Source organism: Companilactobacillus miaonis, assembly GCF_036913615.1.
Lineage (GTDB): Bacteria > Bacillota > Bacilli > Lactobacillales > Lactobacillaceae > Companilactobacillus.
Genome location: NZ_JAYKTX010000011.1, coordinates 87,233 through 106,136 on the forward strand (window position 1 = coordinate 87,233; position 18,904 = coordinate 106,136).

12 protein-coding genes are annotated in these 18,904 nt (G+C 31.9%); 10 read left to right on the forward strand and 2 right to left on the reverse strand.

Translation table 11 applies throughout. From position 1 onward, the window contains the following. On the forward strand, positions 1-2,034 hold the full coding sequence (locus U8521_RS10190; protein ID WP_334352655.1) for a beta-galactosidase: 2,034 nt from the start codon (positions 1-3) through the stop codon (positions 2,032-2,034). Between the two features lie 152 nt (positions 2,035-2,186). Here U8521_RS10190 and U8521_RS10195 read toward each other — a convergent pair whose 3' ends face one another. Next, positions 2,187-3,044, reverse strand: coding sequence for an AraC family transcriptional regulator (locus U8521_RS10195; protein WP_334352656.1), 858 nt, complete (start codon positions 3,042-3,044; stop codon positions 2,187-2,189). Positions 3,045-3,338: 294 nt separating this feature from the next. On the opposite strand from U8521_RS10195, the gene U8521_RS10200 reads away from it, so the two are divergent. The 3 genes from U8521_RS10200 to U8521_RS10210 all read left to right on the forward strand — a co-directional run bounded on the left by U8521_RS10200 (position 3,339) and on the right by U8521_RS10210 (position 8,429). Then, positions 3,339-4,604: a PTS sugar transporter subunit IIC gene (locus U8521_RS10200; protein ID WP_334352657.1), complete on the forward strand. Its 1,266-nt coding sequence runs from the start codon at positions 3,339-3,341 to the stop codon at positions 4,602-4,604. 16 nt (positions 4,605-4,620) lie between these two features. Then, the gene (bglX, locus tag U8521_RS10205; RefSeq protein WP_334352658.1) at positions 4,621-6,837 is read left to right on the forward strand and encodes a beta-glucosidase BglX; all 2,217 of its coding nucleotides are present in this window, start codon (positions 4,621-4,623) and stop codon (positions 6,835-6,837) included. A gap of 80 nt (positions 6,838-6,917) precedes the next feature. Then, positions 6,918-8,429, forward strand: coding sequence for a glycoside hydrolase family 43 protein (locus U8521_RS10210; protein ID WP_334352659.1), 1,512 nt, complete (start codon positions 6,918-6,920; stop codon positions 8,427-8,429). 64 nt (positions 8,430-8,493) lie between these two features. Here U8521_RS10210 and U8521_RS10215 read toward each other — a convergent pair whose 3' ends face one another. Next, entirely contained in the window at positions 8,494-9,702 is a 1,209-nt protein-coding gene (locus U8521_RS10215; RefSeq protein ID WP_334352660.1) for a helix-turn-helix transcriptional regulator, read from the reverse strand. 201 nt (positions 9,703-9,903) lie between these two features. Here U8521_RS10215 and uidA point away from each other — a divergent pair, with 201 nt between their 5' ends. The 6 genes from uidA to U8521_RS10245 all read left to right on the forward strand — a co-directional run bounded on the left by uidA (position 9,904) and on the right by U8521_RS10245 (position 18,785). After that, the gene (gene uidA, locus U8521_RS10220) at positions 9,904-11,697 is read left to right on the forward strand and encodes a beta-glucuronidase (protein ID WP_334352661.1); all 1,794 of its coding nucleotides are present in this window, start codon (positions 9,904-9,906) and stop codon (positions 11,695-11,697) included. A gap of 522 nt (positions 11,698-12,219) precedes the next feature. Beyond that, entirely contained in the window at positions 12,220-13,782 is a 1,563-nt protein-coding gene (locus U8521_RS10225) for a mannitol dehydrogenase family protein (RefSeq protein WP_334352662.1), read from the forward strand. A 2-nt stretch (positions 13,783-13,784) separates the two neighbouring features. Further along, on the forward strand, positions 13,785-14,858 hold the full coding sequence (gene uxuA / locus U8521_RS10230; protein ID WP_334352663.1) for a mannonate dehydratase: 1,074 nt from the start codon (positions 13,785-13,787) through the stop codon (positions 14,856-14,858). 39 nt (positions 14,859-14,897) lie between these two features. Continuing rightward, positions 14,898-16,292, forward strand: coding sequence for a glucuronate isomerase (gene uxaC, locus U8521_RS10235; protein ID WP_334352664.1), 1,395 nt, complete (start codon positions 14,898-14,900; stop codon positions 16,290-16,292). Between the two features lie 115 nt (positions 16,293-16,407). After that, positions 16,408-17,673, forward strand: a complete 1,266-nt coding sequence (locus tag U8521_RS10240; RefSeq protein WP_334352665.1) for a PTS sugar transporter subunit IIC — start codon at positions 16,408-16,410, stop codon at positions 17,671-17,673. 416 nt (positions 17,674-18,089) lie between these two features. Beyond that, complete coding sequence (locus U8521_RS10245; protein ID WP_334352666.1) at positions 18,090-18,785, forward strand: GntR family transcriptional regulator; 696 nt, start codon at positions 18,090-18,092, stop codon at positions 18,783-18,785. Positions 18,786-18,904 lie beyond the last annotated feature (119 nt).

An 18,904-nucleotide genomic window follows, 5' to 3' on the forward strand; every position in this document is an offset into this window, starting at 1 on the left:
ATGGATAAATTTTTATACGGTGGCGACTACAATCCGGAACAGTGGCTGGATCAGCCAGAGATTCTCAAACAAGATTTGGAATTGATGAAAAGAGCTAAGATCAATACCGTAACGCTGGGAACTTTCTCCTGGGCTTCAATTGAGCCGCATGAGGGCGAATATCATTTCGAATGGTTGGACAAAATTTTTGATGACATTTATCAAATGGGTGGTCACGTTATCTTGGCAACCCCAAGTGGCGGTCGTCCCCAATGGATGAGTCAAAAATATCCAGAAGTTAATCAAGTGGATGAATACGGTCGTCGTCATACGCATGGATTCAGACAAAATCACTGTTATTCATCACCAATTTATCGTCGTGAAACACAAAAAATCAATACTATGCTAGCCAAGCGTTACGGTAAGCATCCAGCCCTTTTGATGTGGCACGTTTCAAATGAATTCGGCGGGCAATGTTTCTGTGACTTGTGCCAAGAAAACTGGCGTAAATGGCTTCAAAATAAGTATCAAACTTTGGATAATTTGAATAAAGCTTGGTATCTAAGGGTTTGGAGTGGAATGTATAGTGATTGGAGTCAAGTGTTACCACCCAATCCCTTAGGGGAAACGAAAGTACATGGAATGGATTTGGACTGGAAGCGTTTTGTTACCGCTATGACGATTGATTTTTACGAATCTGAATGTAAACCACTTCGAGAGATTACACCGGATATTCCCATCACGACTAACTTCATGGCAGAAGGATTAGACAAGGGTGATTACTATCCAATCACTGGCCTTAACTATAGTCAGTTTGCTAAACATGTCGATGTTGTCAGCTGGGACAGTTATCCAGCTTGGCATAACGATTACGAAACGCTGGCTGAAACGGCCATGAAATCCGCCTATACACATGATTGTTTCTATTCTTTGAAACATAAACCATTCTTGATTATGGAATCGACACCAAGTTGTATTAATTCACAACAATATAACAAGGCAAAACGGCCTGGTATGAATATTTTGAGTAGTTTTCAGCAGATTGCTCATGGCTCGGACAGTACGCTCTATTTTCAAATTCGCCAAGCACAAGGCAATTCGGAGAAGTTTCATGGTGGCGTGATTGGACATGATGGTTCTAGTGAGAATCGAGTTTACCAAGAGGTCGCTCAGTATGGTTCTAAACTTGAGAGCATTGCAGAGATTAGAGGTGCAATTAAAAAGCCAAAAGTTGGAATTTATTATGATTGGGAGAGCAATTGGGCTTTCAATCGTGGAGGTGCCTTCGGTCGGCCAACTCGTTTAGGAATCCAGACTTTACAAAAACACTATTCTGTTTTCTGGGGACAAGATATTGCCTGTGAAATTGTCAATGGTGAGGATGATTTTACTAAATATGATTTAATAATTGCTCCAATCATGTATATGTATCGCGATGACACCGTTATGAAGCTACAAAAATTCGTTAAAGCCGGTGGTACATTAGTGGGCAGTTACTTTACAGGTATGGCTGATGAATACGATCGAGTTATCTTGAATGGCTTACCAACTAAATTACGTGAACTATTTGGAATTAAAACTAAAGAAATTGATACCCTCTATCCCAAACAACATAATCATGTTGAATTTGGAGATAAAAGTTATGTAACAAAAGATTACAATCAAGTGATTGAAACTACTACTGCCAAGGTTTTAGCAAAGTATCAGGATGATTTTTATCAAGGTACTCCTGCAGTAGTTAAAAATGAATTTGGTCAAGGAACTACTTATTATTTAGCAACTAGATTAGGACGAGACTTTTTGAAAGAATTTTATCGTCCAATTATTGAGAAACTACATCTAGCAAATGATTTTGTACTAGATCCAAAATATGAAGTTTCTTGCCAAGTTAGAATCAAAAATGGTGTTAAGTATTATTTCCTAATGAATTTCTCGGAGGATCAACAGGTCGTTCATACGAGATGTGAAAGTATTAATGTTGAGGATGGATCTACTGTTGGGACGGAGATTCATTTGGAGAAGTATGGTTGTTTGGTTTTGAAATTAAATGAATAATAAAAATGGATGATTCCCTTTGGGGGTCATCCATTTTTAGATACTTTTTAGTTTTGAGTTACTGAAATTGAGAATGCATCTATTTTGGCTTTTATATCGTTAAATAATAAATTTTTTTCTGAAAGAATCAATTAAGAGAAATTTAATAAAAATTATAAGTAACTATCTCGATATTTTGTTGGAGTGATTTGATAAATGCCAATAAAAGTATTATAAAAATTTCGATAAGTAGAAAAACCACACTCAGTAGCAATACGATCGATAGTGTAATTAGGATTGTTTAATTTGCTTACTGCTTCATTCATTCTGACAGAATTTAAAAAATCATGAAAATTCATTCCAAAATTAGAAGCAAATATACGAGATAGATAACTATCTGAATAACCAAAATGTTTTGCCAATCCATGTAAAGTGATTCTGTCTTTAAAATGAGCGTTAATGTAGTTGGTTAAATCATTCATAAGTTTTAGAGGAGGTAAAACACTGTTATTGTTTTGATTTTTTATTTTACATGAATTATATCGAATAAGGTTACTGATAATTTTAAATACAATAGATTCTTCTTCTATGGAATCCGCTAAGCCATTGACACTATCTTCTTTTGGATTTTCTACATAATGAACTAATTTTAATAGTTGTTCACGGATATAAAGGACAGAATTGCAAGGTCTAATGGCAGTATTAAGGGAAAATAAAAATTCATGGTTAAATTGATGATTGGTTAAGTCACTTAAAAATGAGTATTGGAGTTGAAGACACAGTACGTGATTATGTGTTGGACTGTGTGTGGAATGAACAGTATTAGGATTAATTACGATTATGTCTCCTGATTTCAGTAGATATGATTTCTGATTAATCAATACACTTAAGTTTCCTTCTATACAATAAAGCAATTCAGTGCTCTGATGCCAATGTTGAGGAATAATCCTTTTAGTATCTTTTGCACGAAAAGTAAATGTATGGAAAGGTAAAGGACCTTCTTTTTTTATAAATTCATGTTCTAAGGTCATAGCAGATTCCTCCTTAATGTCAAAAAATTACATAATTTATGTTTGCTAATTTCATTGTTGCATTAATGAAATCGTTTTACAATATGCTTGTAATTAAGAAATTATTACATATATATCAGTGCTTAGAGAAAATATTTAATAATAAAAAGCTTTTAAAAAGATATGTTGAAAATTAGGTATACTTTCTATAAGCAAGAGCATTTTTTTACATAACATAAAGGGGGACAGTTGTTAAATTAGATAGTAAGCTTTCTGCAATTAGTAATAAAATATTATTTTTGGGGGATAGTATTAATGAAAAATAAAATTCAAGCGTTTTTTGAAAAAATTACGCCAACACTTGAAAAAATTAGTGCTAATAAGTATTTACAAACTATTATGGCCGCAATGATGGCCACTTTAGGACCTATTATTTTAGGATCCATCGCAATTCTTATCAATTTAGCGACTGCTAAATTGAAGATTGCAGCATTGACTAATGTTCTTAATGCAATTAATACATTTACAATTGGTGCAATGGCCTTGTATATTGCATTTTTAATGGCTAAATATTTAGTACCTTACTTCTTAAAGAATGATGATGGTACTATGGCTGGTATTATTTCTATAATGTCATTTTTAATTTTGACTCCTTTAGGTCAGATTACACAAAAAGGTGGTAGTGTTGCTGCTATTCCTACTACTTGGCTATCGGCGCAGGGTGTTTTTTCTGCCATGATAACTGGTTTGATTGTAGGTAGAATTTATGCCTATATCAAACAGCATGGCTGGACAATTAAAATGCCATCAAGTGTTCCACCAATGGTATCACAGGCTTTTAGTGCCTTGATTCCAGCAATTGTAATTGGTTCACTATTCGGTGTTATTAGTTTCTTGTTTGGATTAACTTCTTGGGGAAGTGTTCACCAAATGGTCTTCTCATTGATTCAAACACCATTGAATCATATTGGTGGCTCCATCTGGGCTGCAGTATTTGTAAGTTTGTTAATGCAGATTCTTTGGTTCTTTGGTATTCATGGAACAAATGTAATTAATCCCCTTGTGACGCCTGTATGGTTAGCGATGGATGTTCAAAATTTGAACGCTGTTGCTAAAGGTCAAACACCACCAAATATCGTTGGACTAGCTTTCTTTAATATTATTACTTGGAGTGGTCTATCACTTGGTTTAGTACTTTTAATGATGTTTGCTGCAAAGAGTAAACAATATAAAGAATTAGGACGTATTTCAATCGTTCCAGCTTTATTCGGTATTACGGAACCTGTAATTTTTGGTACACCCCTAGTATTAAACTTTGATTTGGCAGTTCCTTTTATTACCAACAATTCGATCGCATTAATTGTAGCTTATGTGTTAACTAAGATGGGTATCGTTTCCAGATTTATCGGAGCTCAAGCAGTATTTGGACTACCAATAGGGTTCCACGCGGCTGTTGAAGGACATGTATCTATTATTATCTTACAATTATTTATACAGTTGATTCTTTCACCATTACTATGGTTCCCATGGTTTAAGCATATGGATAATAAAGCTTATAAATTAGAGCAACAAAGTAAATAATTGAGGAGTTTCAAGAATGGAAGAAAGTAAGTTACGAGAATTATTGAATAGTTTAAGTATAGAAGAGAAAATTGGTCAGTTGATTCAATTGTCTGGTGAATTTTTTAGTGCTAAGGATATTTCAGTTGGTCCACAAAAAAAGCTTGGAATTACGAAGGATGCAGTTGAATTGTGTGGATCTGTGTTGAATGTTGTTGGAGCAAAGGAAACACACAGGATTCAGGATGCATATTTAAAAGGTAAGAAACACCCTATTCCATTGATATTTATGTCGGATATTGTCTATGGGTTTCGAACAATTTATCCGATTCCATTGGGACTTGGTGCAACATGGAATCCAGATTTGATACAAAAAGCTTATAGGAATACTGCTGAGGAAGCCTATGCTAGTGGGAATCAAGTGACATTTGCGCCTATGGTTGATTTGGCCCGAGATGCAAGGTGGGGCAGATCTTTGGAATCAACGGGTGAAGATCCATATCTTAATTCAAGATTTGCTGCCTCAATGGTAAAAGGATTACAGGAAGATTTACCAAAGTATGGATTAGTCTCTTGTGTTAAACACTTTGCTGCATACGGCGCAGTTGAATCCGGTCGAGAGTATAATGCAACAGATATGTCAGAAAATAGACTAAGACAGTATTACTTGCCTTCTTATAAAGCAGCTGTTGATGCTGGTGCCAAAATGGTGATGTCCTCTTTTAACACTTTAAACGGTGTTCCTGTAACTGGTAATAAATGGCTTTTAAAAGATATTTTACGTAAAGAATGGAATTTTGATGGAGTGATTATTAGTGACTATGCGGCCATTGCAGAATTAGTTGCACACGGATTTGCAAAGGATAACCAGGAAGCTTCTAAATTGGCTTTGGAAGCAACTGTTGATATTGATATGAAATCTCCATGTTATGCAAATGAATTAAAGCCACTAGTTACTGAAGGAAAACTCGATGAAAGTAAGATTGATAATGCTGTTTGGAGAGTACTTAAATTAAAAAATGACTTAGGATTGTTTGAAGATCCATATCGTGGTTCATCTGAAGAATTAGAGAAAAAATTGATTATGACTCCTGAGAAGAGAGAATTAGCTAAAAAAGTTTCAACAGAAGCAATGGTTCTTCTTAAAAATGAAAACAATATGTTACCGCTTGATAAGAACAAGAAAGTGGCTCTTATTGGACCTTATGAAAACGAACATGAACTTTTGGGACTATGGGCTGTACATGGTGATAGAAAAGCAACCGTTACTATTGAAGATGGTTTTAAAAAATATCTGAACTCTGATAATTTATTTACATCTAAGGGTACTGATATTTTGAGAAATAAATCTATTTTTAGAAGTATGGGGTTAAATAGCGAGCAAATTGATCATGTAGTATCTTCAAAAGAAATTGAGGAAAAGAATAATGAGGATGCTATTGAAACAGCTAGGAAAGCAGATATCATTGTATTTGCTGCAGGAGAACATACTATTGAGAGTGGTGAAGCAGGTAGTAGAGGTAATTTGACTCTTCCAGATAATCAATTGGAACTATTAGATAAATTAAGTAAGTTGAATAAGCCAATAATTTTAATTTGTATTAGTGGTCGTCCCTTGATACTGACTGACGTAGAGCCAAAAGTATCCGCCATTATTGAAGCTTGGTTCCCTGGAACTGAGGGTGGGAATGCTTTGGCAGATATTATTTTTGGAAAATCAAATCCATCTGGTAGATTATCAATGAGTTTTCCATACGCTGTTGGACAATTACCAATCTATTACAGTCAATTTAGTACAGGTAGATCTGTGAAGACGTCAACACATAGCAGTAGATTTATGTCTAAGTATATTGATATTCCAAATGATCCTTTATATTCATTTGGATATGGGCTTTCATATAGTAAAGTAAAATATAGTAATTTACGATTATCTTCTAAAGAATTGGAAATGACAGATAACTTAATTGCAAGTATTGATGTAACAAATATGAGCGATAGAAATACTACGGAAGTCGTTCAAATGTACATACAAGATAAATTTGCATCGGTCGTTCAACCTGTAAAGAGCTTGAAAGGATTTGAGCGAGTTACTTTGAATCCAAATGAAACTAAAACTGTTAATTTTGAAATTAACAAAAAGATGCTTAGCTTTTATGGATTGGATAATAAACTAACTGTTGAACCGGGTGAATTTAATATATTCATTGGTCCAAACAGTGATGTGGAAGACTTTGCAACGTTTAATTTGAAATAATGAGAAAGATTCCTGAATAAGGAGTCTTTTTTATTACAAAATATCAGTTAAAAATAGACGAAAATAGAGGTAAGAAAATTATGAAATATGAGAATCCTATTATTAAGGGATTTTATCCTGATCCTAGTGTTTGTAAATTCAAAAATAAATTTTATTTGGTAAATTCATCGTTTGGATATTTTCCAAGTATTCCAATCTTTGTTAGTGAGGATGTTATTAATTGGAAACAGTTAGGGTATGTTCTTAATAAACGAGAACAAATTGATTTAAAAAGTAGTGGTGTATCAGGTGGTGTGTATGCTCCAACGATTAGAACAGATGGAAAGAGATTGTATGTGATTTATACAAATGTATCAATTATGAGAAACTTTATTGTATCAACATTGAATCCTAATCTTGGCTGGTCTAATCCTATAGAGGTAGAAAATTGGGTAGGAATAGATCCATCGTTATTTTTTGACGATGATGGATCTGTGTATGTACAAGGGACTTCTGGAAAAAATGAGAAGGAAGGAATTTATCAAGCAAAAATAAATATTACAACGGGAAAGCTTTTGAGTAATAGAAAATTAATATCTACAGGAACTGGTGGAAAATCACCGGAAGCTCCACATGTTTATAAGAAGAACGGGACGTATTATCTTCTTCTAGCAGAGGGGGGTACAGAATATGGACATATGGTTACTATTTTTAGAAGTGAAAATATTGATGGTCCATATGAAGGGGATAAACAAAATCCGATTTTAAGTAATAGAAGTACAGGAATCAAGATTCAGTGTGTAGGACATGCTGATTTCTTTAAAGATAATTATGGGAATTATTGGTTAGTTGCATTGGGAATAAGACGGATAGGGCATCATGCTTATTACCATTTTATTGGAAGAGAAACTCTACTAGCACCTGTTGAATGGGATAATAATTGGCCGACGGTTAATGGGAATGGACATGTTTATAAGGAGATGGAAGGACCTTTATTAAACCCGCAAAAACGAGAAAGCAATAATATTTTAATTGATTTCTCTAAGGTAAGTAAAATACCAGTTAGGTTTATTTATTTGCGAGATAGAAAATCAGAAAATTATATTCTAAACAAAAAAATGGGATTAAAATTAAAAGCCTCAAAGGGGACATTAGATACTACTCAAGATGTTACTTTTCTGGGAATAAGACAATCTGAACTTAAAGTATCATATGAAAGTGATTTTGAAGTTGGAAGTAATAATTTTATAAAATTTGGAATAACAGCTTTTATGTCAAAAGATTATCATTACGATTTATATGTAGATATGAAGAAATCGACAATTAATCTGAAGGTTCGTGTCGGTTCAATCAGTCAAATCATAGAATCGTTTAAGGTGAATTCCATAAAAAATGTTAATTTAAAAATAGAATCTGATGAGAAAAACTATTATTTTGAAGCAATAATTGATGCTCAAAAATTTGATTTAGGTTATCAAAATACTAATTTATTATCGTCAGAAATTTCAGGTACTTTTACTGGAGTTATCTTAGGCAATTTTGCACAAAGCAATGATAATTTAGATGAAGTTTATCTAAAAGAAATTAGATATGTCGAAATAAATAGGCAATAAAGAATCAATTTGTTAAACCAACGTGTTTTATTAAAATGATTAATTGTATTTATAGTAAAGTTTTTCAATAATTAGGATATTGATTTTTAATACGGTATTGAGTAGGTGTACAAGCTTCATATTTTTTGAAAATTCTACTAAAATAACTTGAATCTTCAAAACCTACTACATAACCAACATCAACGATTTTTTTATGAGTTTCCCGTAATAGTTTTTTTGATAGTTTTAATCTTTTATTTAATACATAGCGTTTAGGGGTCATTTTCATTTCTCTTTTAAATTGTTGGATCAGATGATTTTCAGATATATTGAGTTCTTGTGCAATGGTTTTTATTTCGAATTTTTGTGTAAAATTATTATTCAAAAAATATAATATGCTGACAGTTAAAACACTTAAGTCATTTTCGTGTTTACTTTTGATTATTTCACAATATGTATTAATCAAATTTACATGTTCTTTATTTATTTGATTTATGGACGATGAGTTTCTAATTTTTTTTGAACTCTCACGAGTGATTTTATCGTTTAATACAGGAGAAATACCCTCTGAAGCGGCAGCTATTCGTATTATAGTTCTAGTAACTGCTGCCGAGGCTTGAGCCATCTTGATAGCGTCGTCAGATTCTTTTATGGGTCTAACTGAGTCATGCAAAATATGCCATTGTTTAATAGCAATCTCTTTATTTCCTTTTCGAATTGCAGACATAAACTTCCTCTCTTGTTCATATCGACCAATTATAGATTTTTTATAGAATTCATCATCTTCATCAATCGCCGATGGTTGGTAGTCATCATTGATCAGAATTAAATCATTTGTTACCTTGATAGTACCAAATGTAGAAGTTTTTTTTATGATGAGCGATAGCTTATCATTTAAAAAATTTTTATTAAGTACAGGGAAATTATTATTCCATAATAATAATGAATCTCTTTTTTTACTATTTAACTCATTATTTTTAAGTAACATGGAACATTCAAATTTATTTAAAATGTCTTCAACATAGGGGCCTAACAAAATAAAAATATTGTCTTCCAATTTTACGATTAAGATTTTTAATTTGAGATAGCTCTCAATCTGAATAGAGGAGGAAATATTTGCTTTCATAACTTGATTCATAATATATTCTTTTTTTCCAAAGGAATTGAAACCATCAAATAAATTTTTTGAAAATATTAATTGTAATTCATTTTCAAGCGATTCAAAGGAATTCAATAATTTGATTGGTACATCTAATATGATTCCCATGATTTTTAATCCGTCTTCTAATTTCATTGAACCATCCTCTCAGTATTATATATTTTATTCTATTTAAATATATTTAGTCATATGTCATCATCAATTGATATGATAGCATAACCTTTGTACTCAATTATTAATAGTTTAAAGCATTGTATTGCCTGTCTTTATGAAAGTAAAAAAGCAAGTGAAATGCCGATATAAAAGTAATTATAAATCGAATTGGAGCATTGTAATATGACAGAATCAGTTTTATATCCATGTGATAACAGATACAGAGAAAGTAAATCTTTAAATGGTATGTGGGACTTTAAGTTTGATCCTAATGGTATTGGACTTAAAGAAAATTGGAATAAAGGGCTCAACGATGCAATTAAAATGCCCGTTCCAGGAAGCTTTTCCGATTTATTTACTCAAAAGGAAAAACGCGATTACACTGGAGATTTTTGGTATGAGATTGATTTCTATGTGCCCAAAGGATGGGAGAAAAATAAAACTTTTATAAGATTTGGTAGTTTAACGCATCGTGGAATTATTTATTGTAATGGCAAAAAAATTACCGAACACGAAGGAGGATTTTTACCAGTTGTTGCAAATATTAGTGAGTCAATTAATGTAAATGGTATCAATAAAATAGTTATCAAAATGAATAATGAGTTAAGTGAGTATACTTTGCCCGTTGGGACTACACAGGTTTTAAAAAGTGGGCGTAAGATAGCAAGACCTTATTTTGACTTTTTTAATTATTCTGGAATTCAAAGAAATGTATGGTTAGTGTCTTTGCCAAATAAATCAATTAAAGATTTTGATACTTCTATTAAACTCAACCAGAATGTAGCAGAAATTAATTATAATATAGTTGCTGACGATGGCGATGTTAAAGTTGAACTTTGTGAAACTGATGGAACGATAGTTGCTGTTTCTAAGGGGGCTAGTGGTAAATTATTTGTGAAGGCACCGCATTTGTGGAATGTGAAAAATGCTTATTTATATACATTTAAAATCATATTGTCTGAAAAAAATATCATTATTGATCAGTATGAGAGCAAAATTGGACTGCGAACAGTTCAAATTAAAAACGATAAGATATGTATCAATGATAAGCCAGTTTATTTAAAAGGATTTGGAAAGCATGAAGATTTTGATATTCTAGGAAAATCATTCAATTGGAGCATAGTTAAAAGGGATTTTGAATGTATGAAGTGGACAAATGCTAATTGTTTCAGAACAAGTCATTATCCATATGCAGAAGAGTGGTATCAATTGGCTGATGAAGAAGGATTTTTAATCATTGATGAGGTTCCTGCAGTAGGAATGATGCGATCATTTCAAAACTTTGTTGATGCAGGTAAAGGAAAATTCACTAATTTCTTTTCAACTAAAACGATTCCTGAATTGAAGAAAAATCATTCACAACAAATAAAGGAAATGATAAAAAGAGATAAAAATCATCCTTCAGTATTCTCTTGGAGTCTTTTCAATGAACCTGAAACAACTAGTCAACCAGCATACGATTATTTTAAGGATATCTTTTCAGTTGCTAGAAAAGCAGATCCTCAAAAAAGGCCTTGCACTGGTGCTCTAGAAAAAAATAGTCAACCAGATACGTGTAAAGTATATCCATTGTGTGATTTTATTTGTTTGAACAGATATTATGGCTGGTATATTGATGGAGGGGAAGCCGTAGATGATTCTCAGATAGAATTTGAAGCTGAGATGAATAAGTGGAAAAAAGAGAAATTAAATAAACCATTTGTATTTACTGAATTTGGGACTGATAATCTTGTTAGTGAACATAAATTGCCAAGTATTATGTGGAGTCAAGAATATCAAAATGAATATTTAAAGATGTATTTTGATGTATTTGATAAATACCCATTTATTCAAGGTGAGTTGGTATGGAATTTTGCGGACTTTCAAACTAGTCAAGGTATCAGAAGAGTTAATGGTAATAAAAAAGGAATCTTCACAAGAGAAAGACAGCCTAAAGAAGCCGCATTTTTGCTAAAAGATCGGTGGGAGAATATTTAACGATATTAAATGTAAATGGCAGTTATAAAGCATAGGAAAATGGCGATTAGAAATTGTCGGTTTTCCTATACTTTTATATAGAGATTACTGTCTAGATAATAAGTAGATTAATAAAGTCGTTTATAAACTAAAAAATGGATAATAAAAATTAAAAAGAGCACCCCAAAAATTTAACTTTGGGATGCTCTCTCTTTTTGCTAAAGAATCAATAATATTTTTTAAAGTGTAAAGCAGTATGGTTTAGTTTCCATCCTTTAAGAAAATGAATTTAAAATGGTAGGAAAATATAAATCGTTGGTTTTGTGCTATATGGATGTATTTAGTTATATTACATGGGCAATCGATATGATAGCATAATTCTTGTAATCGATTACAAGAATTAAATTTAGTCTGAATAACAAAAAATTAGAGTGAAAATCATTTGTTTTGAAATCTATACAAATCAGGATAAATATTTGATTAAAGCAAGTAGTGTATTGTCAATTAATTTAAATGATAAGAAAAGGGGAATCCGAGGGAAATATGATCGATAAAAAAAGTATTATAGAAAATTCCAGACGTAATCCGAAGTGGGTACATTTTGGTGGAGGGAACTTATTTAGAGGATTCCATGCGGAAATTGCTCAGAATTTAATTGAAAATAAATTTTCAAATACTGGAATTATCGTTTGTGAGACTTTTGACGAAGAAATCATAGAAAAAGCTTATCATAATTTGAACAATGAATTTATGCAAGTTGTTATGAAAAGTAATGGTGAAGTTGAAAAAAAACTTATTAATTCAGTCTCTGATAGTTATTATGCAAACCCATCAGAAAAGAATGAATTTAGAAAAGTAAAAGAGATTTTTGAAAATCCAAGTCTTCAGATGGTTACTATATCTATTACTGAAAAAGGATATGCACTTACTGATGCCGATGGGAAAATTTTACCAATCGTTCAAAGGGATATGGACGCTGGTCCGGACAATGTTCACCATACAATGTCAATTTTAGCATCATTACTTTATGATCGTTTTAAAGCTGGTGGGTACCCAATAGCACTGGTTTCGACTGATAATTTTTCCCATAACGGAGAAAAATTGGGAACGAGTATTTTGCACATCGTTAGTGAGTGGAACAAGAGAAACCTTGTTAGCATAAAATTCGTAGACTTTATTAAAGATAGAACTAAAGTTTCTTTCCCCTGGACTATGATTGATAGAATTACTCCTAATCCATCAACAAAAGTTCAAAAAATACTAGAAGATTCAGGAATTAAGAATACGAAAATAATTCATACAAAAAAGGGAACAAATATTGCTTCTTTTGTAAATACAGAAGAGACACATTATCTAGTTATTGAAGATGATTTTCCGAATGGACGACCAGTTTTGGAAAAAGCTGGGGTAATAATGACTGACAGACAAACCGTTGATAAAGCCGATGCCATGAAAGTAACAACGTGCTTAAATCCTTTACATACGGCCTTAGCTATCTTTGGCTGCCTATTAAATTACGATTCAATTTCAGAAGAGATGAAGGATGATGATTTACGAGGACTGGTAGAGAATATTGGTTTTAAAGAAGGACTTCCGGTTGTTACTAGTCCAGAAATAATTGATCCGGAGAATTTTCTTTCGGAGGTAATCAATAAAAGGTTGCCAAATCCATACATTCCTGATACGCCACAAAGAATTGTGACAGATACTTCTCAGAAAATATCAATTCGCTTTGGTGAAACTATTAAAAAATATTCAGAAATTGGAAAACTAGATGAACTGAATTTTATTCCGCTTGTAATTGCTGCTTGGTTTAGATACTTAATGGCGATTGACGATCAAGGAAAAGAAATGAAACTTAGTTCCGATCCTTTACTTAAAGATTTGAGTAAGGAATTGAAGAAAATTGAATTTGGAATCATCGATGATAATAAAATTCAAGTTGTTTTAAATTCGATTTTAAGAAATAACTCGATTTTTGGAAGTGACTTAGTGGAGCTAGGCCTTGCTAAAAAGATTATAGCTTACTTTGAAAAAATGAATTCCAATAAAGGCGAAATACGTAAAACATTAAATATGGTTCTCAATGAAAAAGGAAATAGATAACAATGGAAATGACATTTAGATGGTACGGAAAAGAAAATGACAAAATAAGTTTAAAAGATATCAAACAAATTCCTGGAGTAAGAGGTGTCGTAGGCACCTTATTCGATGTTCCGGTAGGAGAAGTGTGGGAGAAAAAAGATATTGCTAAATTGAAAAAAGAGGTAGAAGATGCTGGTCTAACGCTTAAAGTGATTGAAAGCGTAAATATTCATGACGATATAAAAATTGGACTTCCCACAAGGGATAAATATATTGAAAATTATAAAACAACAATAAGAAACCTTGCTCAATACGGTGTTAAAGTTATTTGTTATAATTTCATGCCAATATTTGACTGGATTAAAACAGATCTCAACTATGTCCTTTCTGATAAATCAATTACTATGGCCTTTGAAAAAGCAGGAGTTGATAAATCGCCAGAAGAAATTATTAAGGAAGTGGAAGCTTCAAGTAATGGATATACACTTCCTGGATGGGAACCAGAAAGATTGGCACATGTTAAAAAGCTATTTAAAGAATATGCAAATGTTGATAATAAAAAATTAAGGGAAAACTTAGCATATTTTTTAAAAGAGATTATTCCGGTTTGTGAAGAAGTTGGAATTAAAATGGCAATTCATCCTGATGATCCACCATATTCAATTTTTAATTTACCTAGAATTGTAAAAAATAGGGATGATTTAGATTGGATTTGCAATGTTGTTGATAGCCCTTCAAACGGAATTGCTTTATGTACTGGGTCTATTGCCGAAGATCCGAATAACGATGTATATAAAATATTAGCTGAATTTTGTAAAAGAGATAGAATTCCATTTGCCCATGTACGAAATATTAAATATTTAGGAAACGATAAGGATTTTTATGAATCATCTCATCTCTCATCGGATGGTTCCTTAGATATGTACAGGGCACTTAAAATTATGTATGACAATGGCTTTAATGGTTATATTCGTGCTGATCATGGAAGAATGATTTGGGGAGAAACTGGTAGACCAGGATACGGATTGTTTGACCGAGCGCTTGGGGCGTCATATCTATTGGGATTATGGGAATCAATTGAAAAATCCAATAATTAGTAATTCTTTGTAATAAACATACATAGTTAGGAGAGAATTATGTTTTTAGACGATGATTTTTTATTAGATAATGATGTTTCTAAAAGACTTTATCACAATTATGTTGAAGGACTTCCAATAGTTGATTATCATTGTCATCTTGAACCGAAAGAAATCTTTGAAAATAAACCATTCAAAAACATTACTCAAGCTTGGTTAGGTGGAGACCATTATAAATGGAGATTGATGCGTGCAAATGGTGTTAATGAGAATCTTATTACAGGATCAGCGGATGACTATGATAAGTTTTACGCCTGGGCAGATACGATTGAATCAAGTATTGGGAATCCGTTGTATGTCTGGACTCATCTTGAATTAAAAAGAATATTCAACATAGATGAACGTCTTTGCCGTAAAAATGCTTCACAGATATGGGAAAAAGCCAATAAAAAATTAAGAGAATCCGATTTATGTCCACGAGATATTATTGAAAAAATGAATGTAAAAACGATTTGTACAACCGATGATCCGGTTTCTAGTTTGAACTATCATAGAGAAATTGCAGATTTAAATATCAAGTTTAATGTCCTTCCAGCTTTTAGGCCAGATAGAATTATCTCAATTGAGAATGATTCATTTAATCAATACATGGAAAAACTCGGTGATTCTGTCTCAAATAAAATTGAAACGTATACTGATTTGATTACTGCCATAAAGGAAAGAGTAAAGTATTTTAACAAAATGGGATGTAGATTATCTGATCACAGTCTTTCAACTCTTAAAGGAAAAATACCATCTAGAGATGAAATGAATCAAATTTTCTCATTAAAAGTAAATAATAAAGAAATTACTCAAAAAATGATTGATAAATATCATCTCGGTTTATTGGTAGATTTGATGAGAATCTATCATGAGTTTAATTGGACTTGTCAAATTCATCTGTTAGCATCTCGAAATAACAATACACGTCTATTCACTAAATTAGGACCTGATTCTGGTGGTGATGCAATAAATGATGAAAATATTATTGATCCAATTTCAGATTTGCTTAATGCTCTCAATAATGAGGAAAAATTACCTAAAACTATTATATATTCAGTAAATCCTAATTATTGGCTCTCTCTAGCTGCCTTAATTGGATGTTTCCAGTCTGAAGTTAGAGGAAAAATACAGCTAGGAGCTGCATGGTGGTTTAATGATACGTATTACGGCATGCGTAAGCAATTGATAACACTCGCAGAGAATGGAATATTGGGGAACTTTGTTGGAATGCTAACAGATTCAAGAAGTTTTCTCTCGTATCCAAGACATGAATACTTTAGAAGGATTCTTTGCCAATTAATTGGACAATGGGTAATTGAAGGTCAATTACCAGATGATGAAGATTATTTAGGAAATATTTTAAAAGATATATCAGTTAATAATGCAATTAATTATTTTAACTTTTCTAAATAATAATTTTATTTAATAAATGTTTTTTCATACATGATTAAAATGATTCTATTCAATAATACGATTAATTTTTGTTTTTAATAAATACTAAGTAATCAGTAATTTGGGGGGAAAATTAATGAAAGATAAAATTCAAGGATTCTTTGAAAAAATTACGCCAACACTTGAAAAAATTAGTGCAAATAAATATTTACAAACTATCATGGCTGCAATGATGGCCACTTTAGGACCTATTATTTTAGGTTCCGTTGCAATTCTTGTAAATTTAGCAACTTCTAAATTGAAGATTGTAGCATTGACTAATGTCCTTAATGCAATTAATACATTTACAATTGGTGCAATGGCCTTGTATATTGCATTTTTAATGGCTAAATATTTAGTACCTTATTTTCTAAAAAATGATGATGGTACTATGGCTGGTATTATTTCCATTATGTCATTTTTGATTTTGACTCCTTTAGGTCAGATTACACAAAAGAGTGGTAGTGTTGCTGCTATTCCTACCACATGGTTATCGGCACAAGGCGTTTTCTCTGCTATGATAACTGGTTTGATTGTAGGTAGAATTTATGCCTATATTAGACAACATGGTTGGACAATTAAAATGCCATCAAGTGTTCCACCAATGGTATCACAGGCTTTTAGTGCTTTGATTCCCGCAATTGTAATTGGTTCTCTGTTTGGCGTTATTAGTTTCTTATTTGCATTGACATCTTGGGGAAGCGTTCATCAAATGATATTCTCTTTGATTCAAACACCATTGAATAATATTGGTGGATCAATTTGGTCTGCAGTATTTGTAAGTTTGTTAATGCAGATTCTTTGGTTCTTTGGTATTCATGGAACAAATGTAATCAATCCTCTTGTAACTCCCGTATGGTTGGCGATGGATATGCAAAATCTTAATGCTGCATCTAAGGGTCAACCACTACCCAATATTGTTGGAGGTGCCTTTTTCCACATTGTTTGTTGGGGCGGCTTAGCACTTGGCTTAGTATTATTAATGACCTTTACCGCAAAGAGTAAACAATATAAAGAATTAGGACGTATTTCAATCGTTCCAGCTTTATTCGGTATTACGGAACCTGTAATTTTTGGTACACCTCTAGTATTAAATTTTGATTTGGCAGTTCCTTTTATTACTAATAATTCAATTGCTTTAATTATCGCCTATGTATTAACTAAAATGGGTATTGTTTCTAGATTTATTGGCTCTCAGGCTGTGTTTGGGCTACCTTTAGGATTCCATGCGGCTGTGGAGGGAAGTATCTCAATTATTGTTATGCAACTTCTTATTCAATTGGTACTTTCGCCGCTACTATGGTATCCATGGTTCAAACGTATGGATAATAAAGCTTATAAATTGGAACAACAAAGTAAATAATTAAGAAAAGGTACGTGGAATCTAGAATGCGTATTTGATAGATAAAAATGTTCTACTAAAGTTGATTTTGTATAAAAACAAATATGAGTTTACTCATATTATTAATAAGCAATAAATAATTGGCTGTATTCTCTAAATTCATAATAAGCATTATGAATACCTCATCAAAATAAATGGTGAGGTATTTTTATTGGATGAAAAATCAGATATCTTGAAAATTCGGGTCAATCAGAAAATCGAAAAAGCCATTAGCGCTACTTATATAATTAGTTTTCCTTTTCACTATTGATATATTTTAGTAGAATAAGCGTTATTGCAATATTAGTTCAGATACACTTTAATAAATTTGTAGCTCTGATAAAATTAATAATAATATAATGTTATATGAATATATCAAATAGATGGAGACAATAATTATGGCAGCACAAATTTTATATCAAAAAGTTGCTGATGATATTAAGAAAAATATTTTATCAGGTACTTATGAACTTGGATCATTAATTCCAACTGAAAATGAATTAGAACAAACTTACGAAGTTAGTAAAATTACCGTCCGTAAGGCTGTAGAGTTACTGGTAGCTGAGGGTTATTTAAGAAAAAAGAGTGGAATTGGAACTCGAGTTATTAGTAATAATCTATTTAATAAGTTATCTAAAGCAAGATCATATTCTTCAATCGTGAATGAACAAGGAGATTTGACAAAAAAAGTTTTGGAAGTTAAAAATTTGAATTCCAATGATACACCACTTAAAAATGTTTTTAAAAATAGAAATATAACGTTTATTAGAAGACTGTATTCGTTTGATAATAAACCGTTTATCATTGTGAAGCATTATTTACCTGATATTAATATCGATGAAGATACAGCTAAGTTGGAATATCAGTCACTATATAAATTTATGAAGGATAATGGTCAAGAACCATATAGTTTTAAAGATTCGTTTTGTGCAGTCAACTTAAACAATGAAGAGAAAAAAATCCTTCAAAAAGATGATGCACTAGCATTACAACGTATTAGAAAAGGATTTAATATTAATGGTGATTTAATTGAATATACTATTTCAACATATGATAGTGAACAGTTGCCATATGAAATTGAATATGAAGTTTAAAAAAATAAGGATTCCAAAAAGGGAAACCTTGAAGTGCAACAGAAAAGTTAGACAAAATTATATTTTTTAAATTACTAAGGTATGTTCCCTGTATTCACGGGGGGACATACCTTTTGTTT

Excerpts from the sequence above, each read along its gene's own strand:
- U8521_RS10190 (WP_334352655.1), top strand. The coding sequence starts at position 1 with ATGGATAAATTTTTATACGGTGGCGACTACAATCCGGAACAGTGGCTG.
- uxuA (WP_334352663.1), top strand. The coding sequence starts at position 13,785 with ATGGAAATGACATTTAGATGGTACGGAAAAGAAAATGACAAAATAAGT.
- U8521_RS10195 (WP_334352656.1), bottom strand. The coding sequence starts at position 3,044 with ATGACCTTAGAACATGAATTTATAAAAAAAGAAGGTCCTTTACCTTTC.
- U8521_RS10210 (WP_334352659.1), top strand. The coding sequence starts at position 6,918 with ATGAAATATGAGAATCCTATTATTAAGGGATTTTATCCTGATCCTAGT.
- U8521_RS10200 (WP_334352657.1), top strand. The coding sequence starts at position 3,339 with ATGAAAAATAAAATTCAAGCGTTTTTTGAAAAAATTACGCCAACACTT.
- U8521_RS10225 (WP_334352662.1), top strand. The coding sequence starts at position 12,220 with ATGATCGATAAAAAAAGTATTATAGAAAATTCCAGACGTAATCCGAAG.
- uxaC (WP_334352664.1), top strand. The coding sequence starts at position 14,898 with ATGTTTTTAGACGATGATTTTTTATTAGATAATGATGTTTCTAAAAGA.
- U8521_RS10240 (WP_334352665.1), top strand. The coding sequence starts at position 16,408 with ATGAAAGATAAAATTCAAGGATTCTTTGAAAAAATTACGCCAACACTT.
- U8521_RS10215 (WP_334352660.1), bottom strand. The coding sequence starts at position 9,702 with ATGAAATTAGAAGACGGATTAAAAATCATGGGAATCATATTAGATGTA.
- uidA (WP_334352661.1), top strand. The coding sequence starts at position 9,904 with ATGACAGAATCAGTTTTATATCCATGTGATAACAGATACAGAGAAAGT.
- bglX (WP_334352658.1), top strand. The coding sequence starts at position 4,621 with ATGGAAGAAAGTAAGTTACGAGAATTATTGAATAGTTTAAGTATAGAA.
- U8521_RS10245 (WP_334352666.1), top strand. The coding sequence starts at position 18,090 with ATGGCAGCACAAATTTTATATCAAAAAGTTGCTGATGATATTAAGAAA.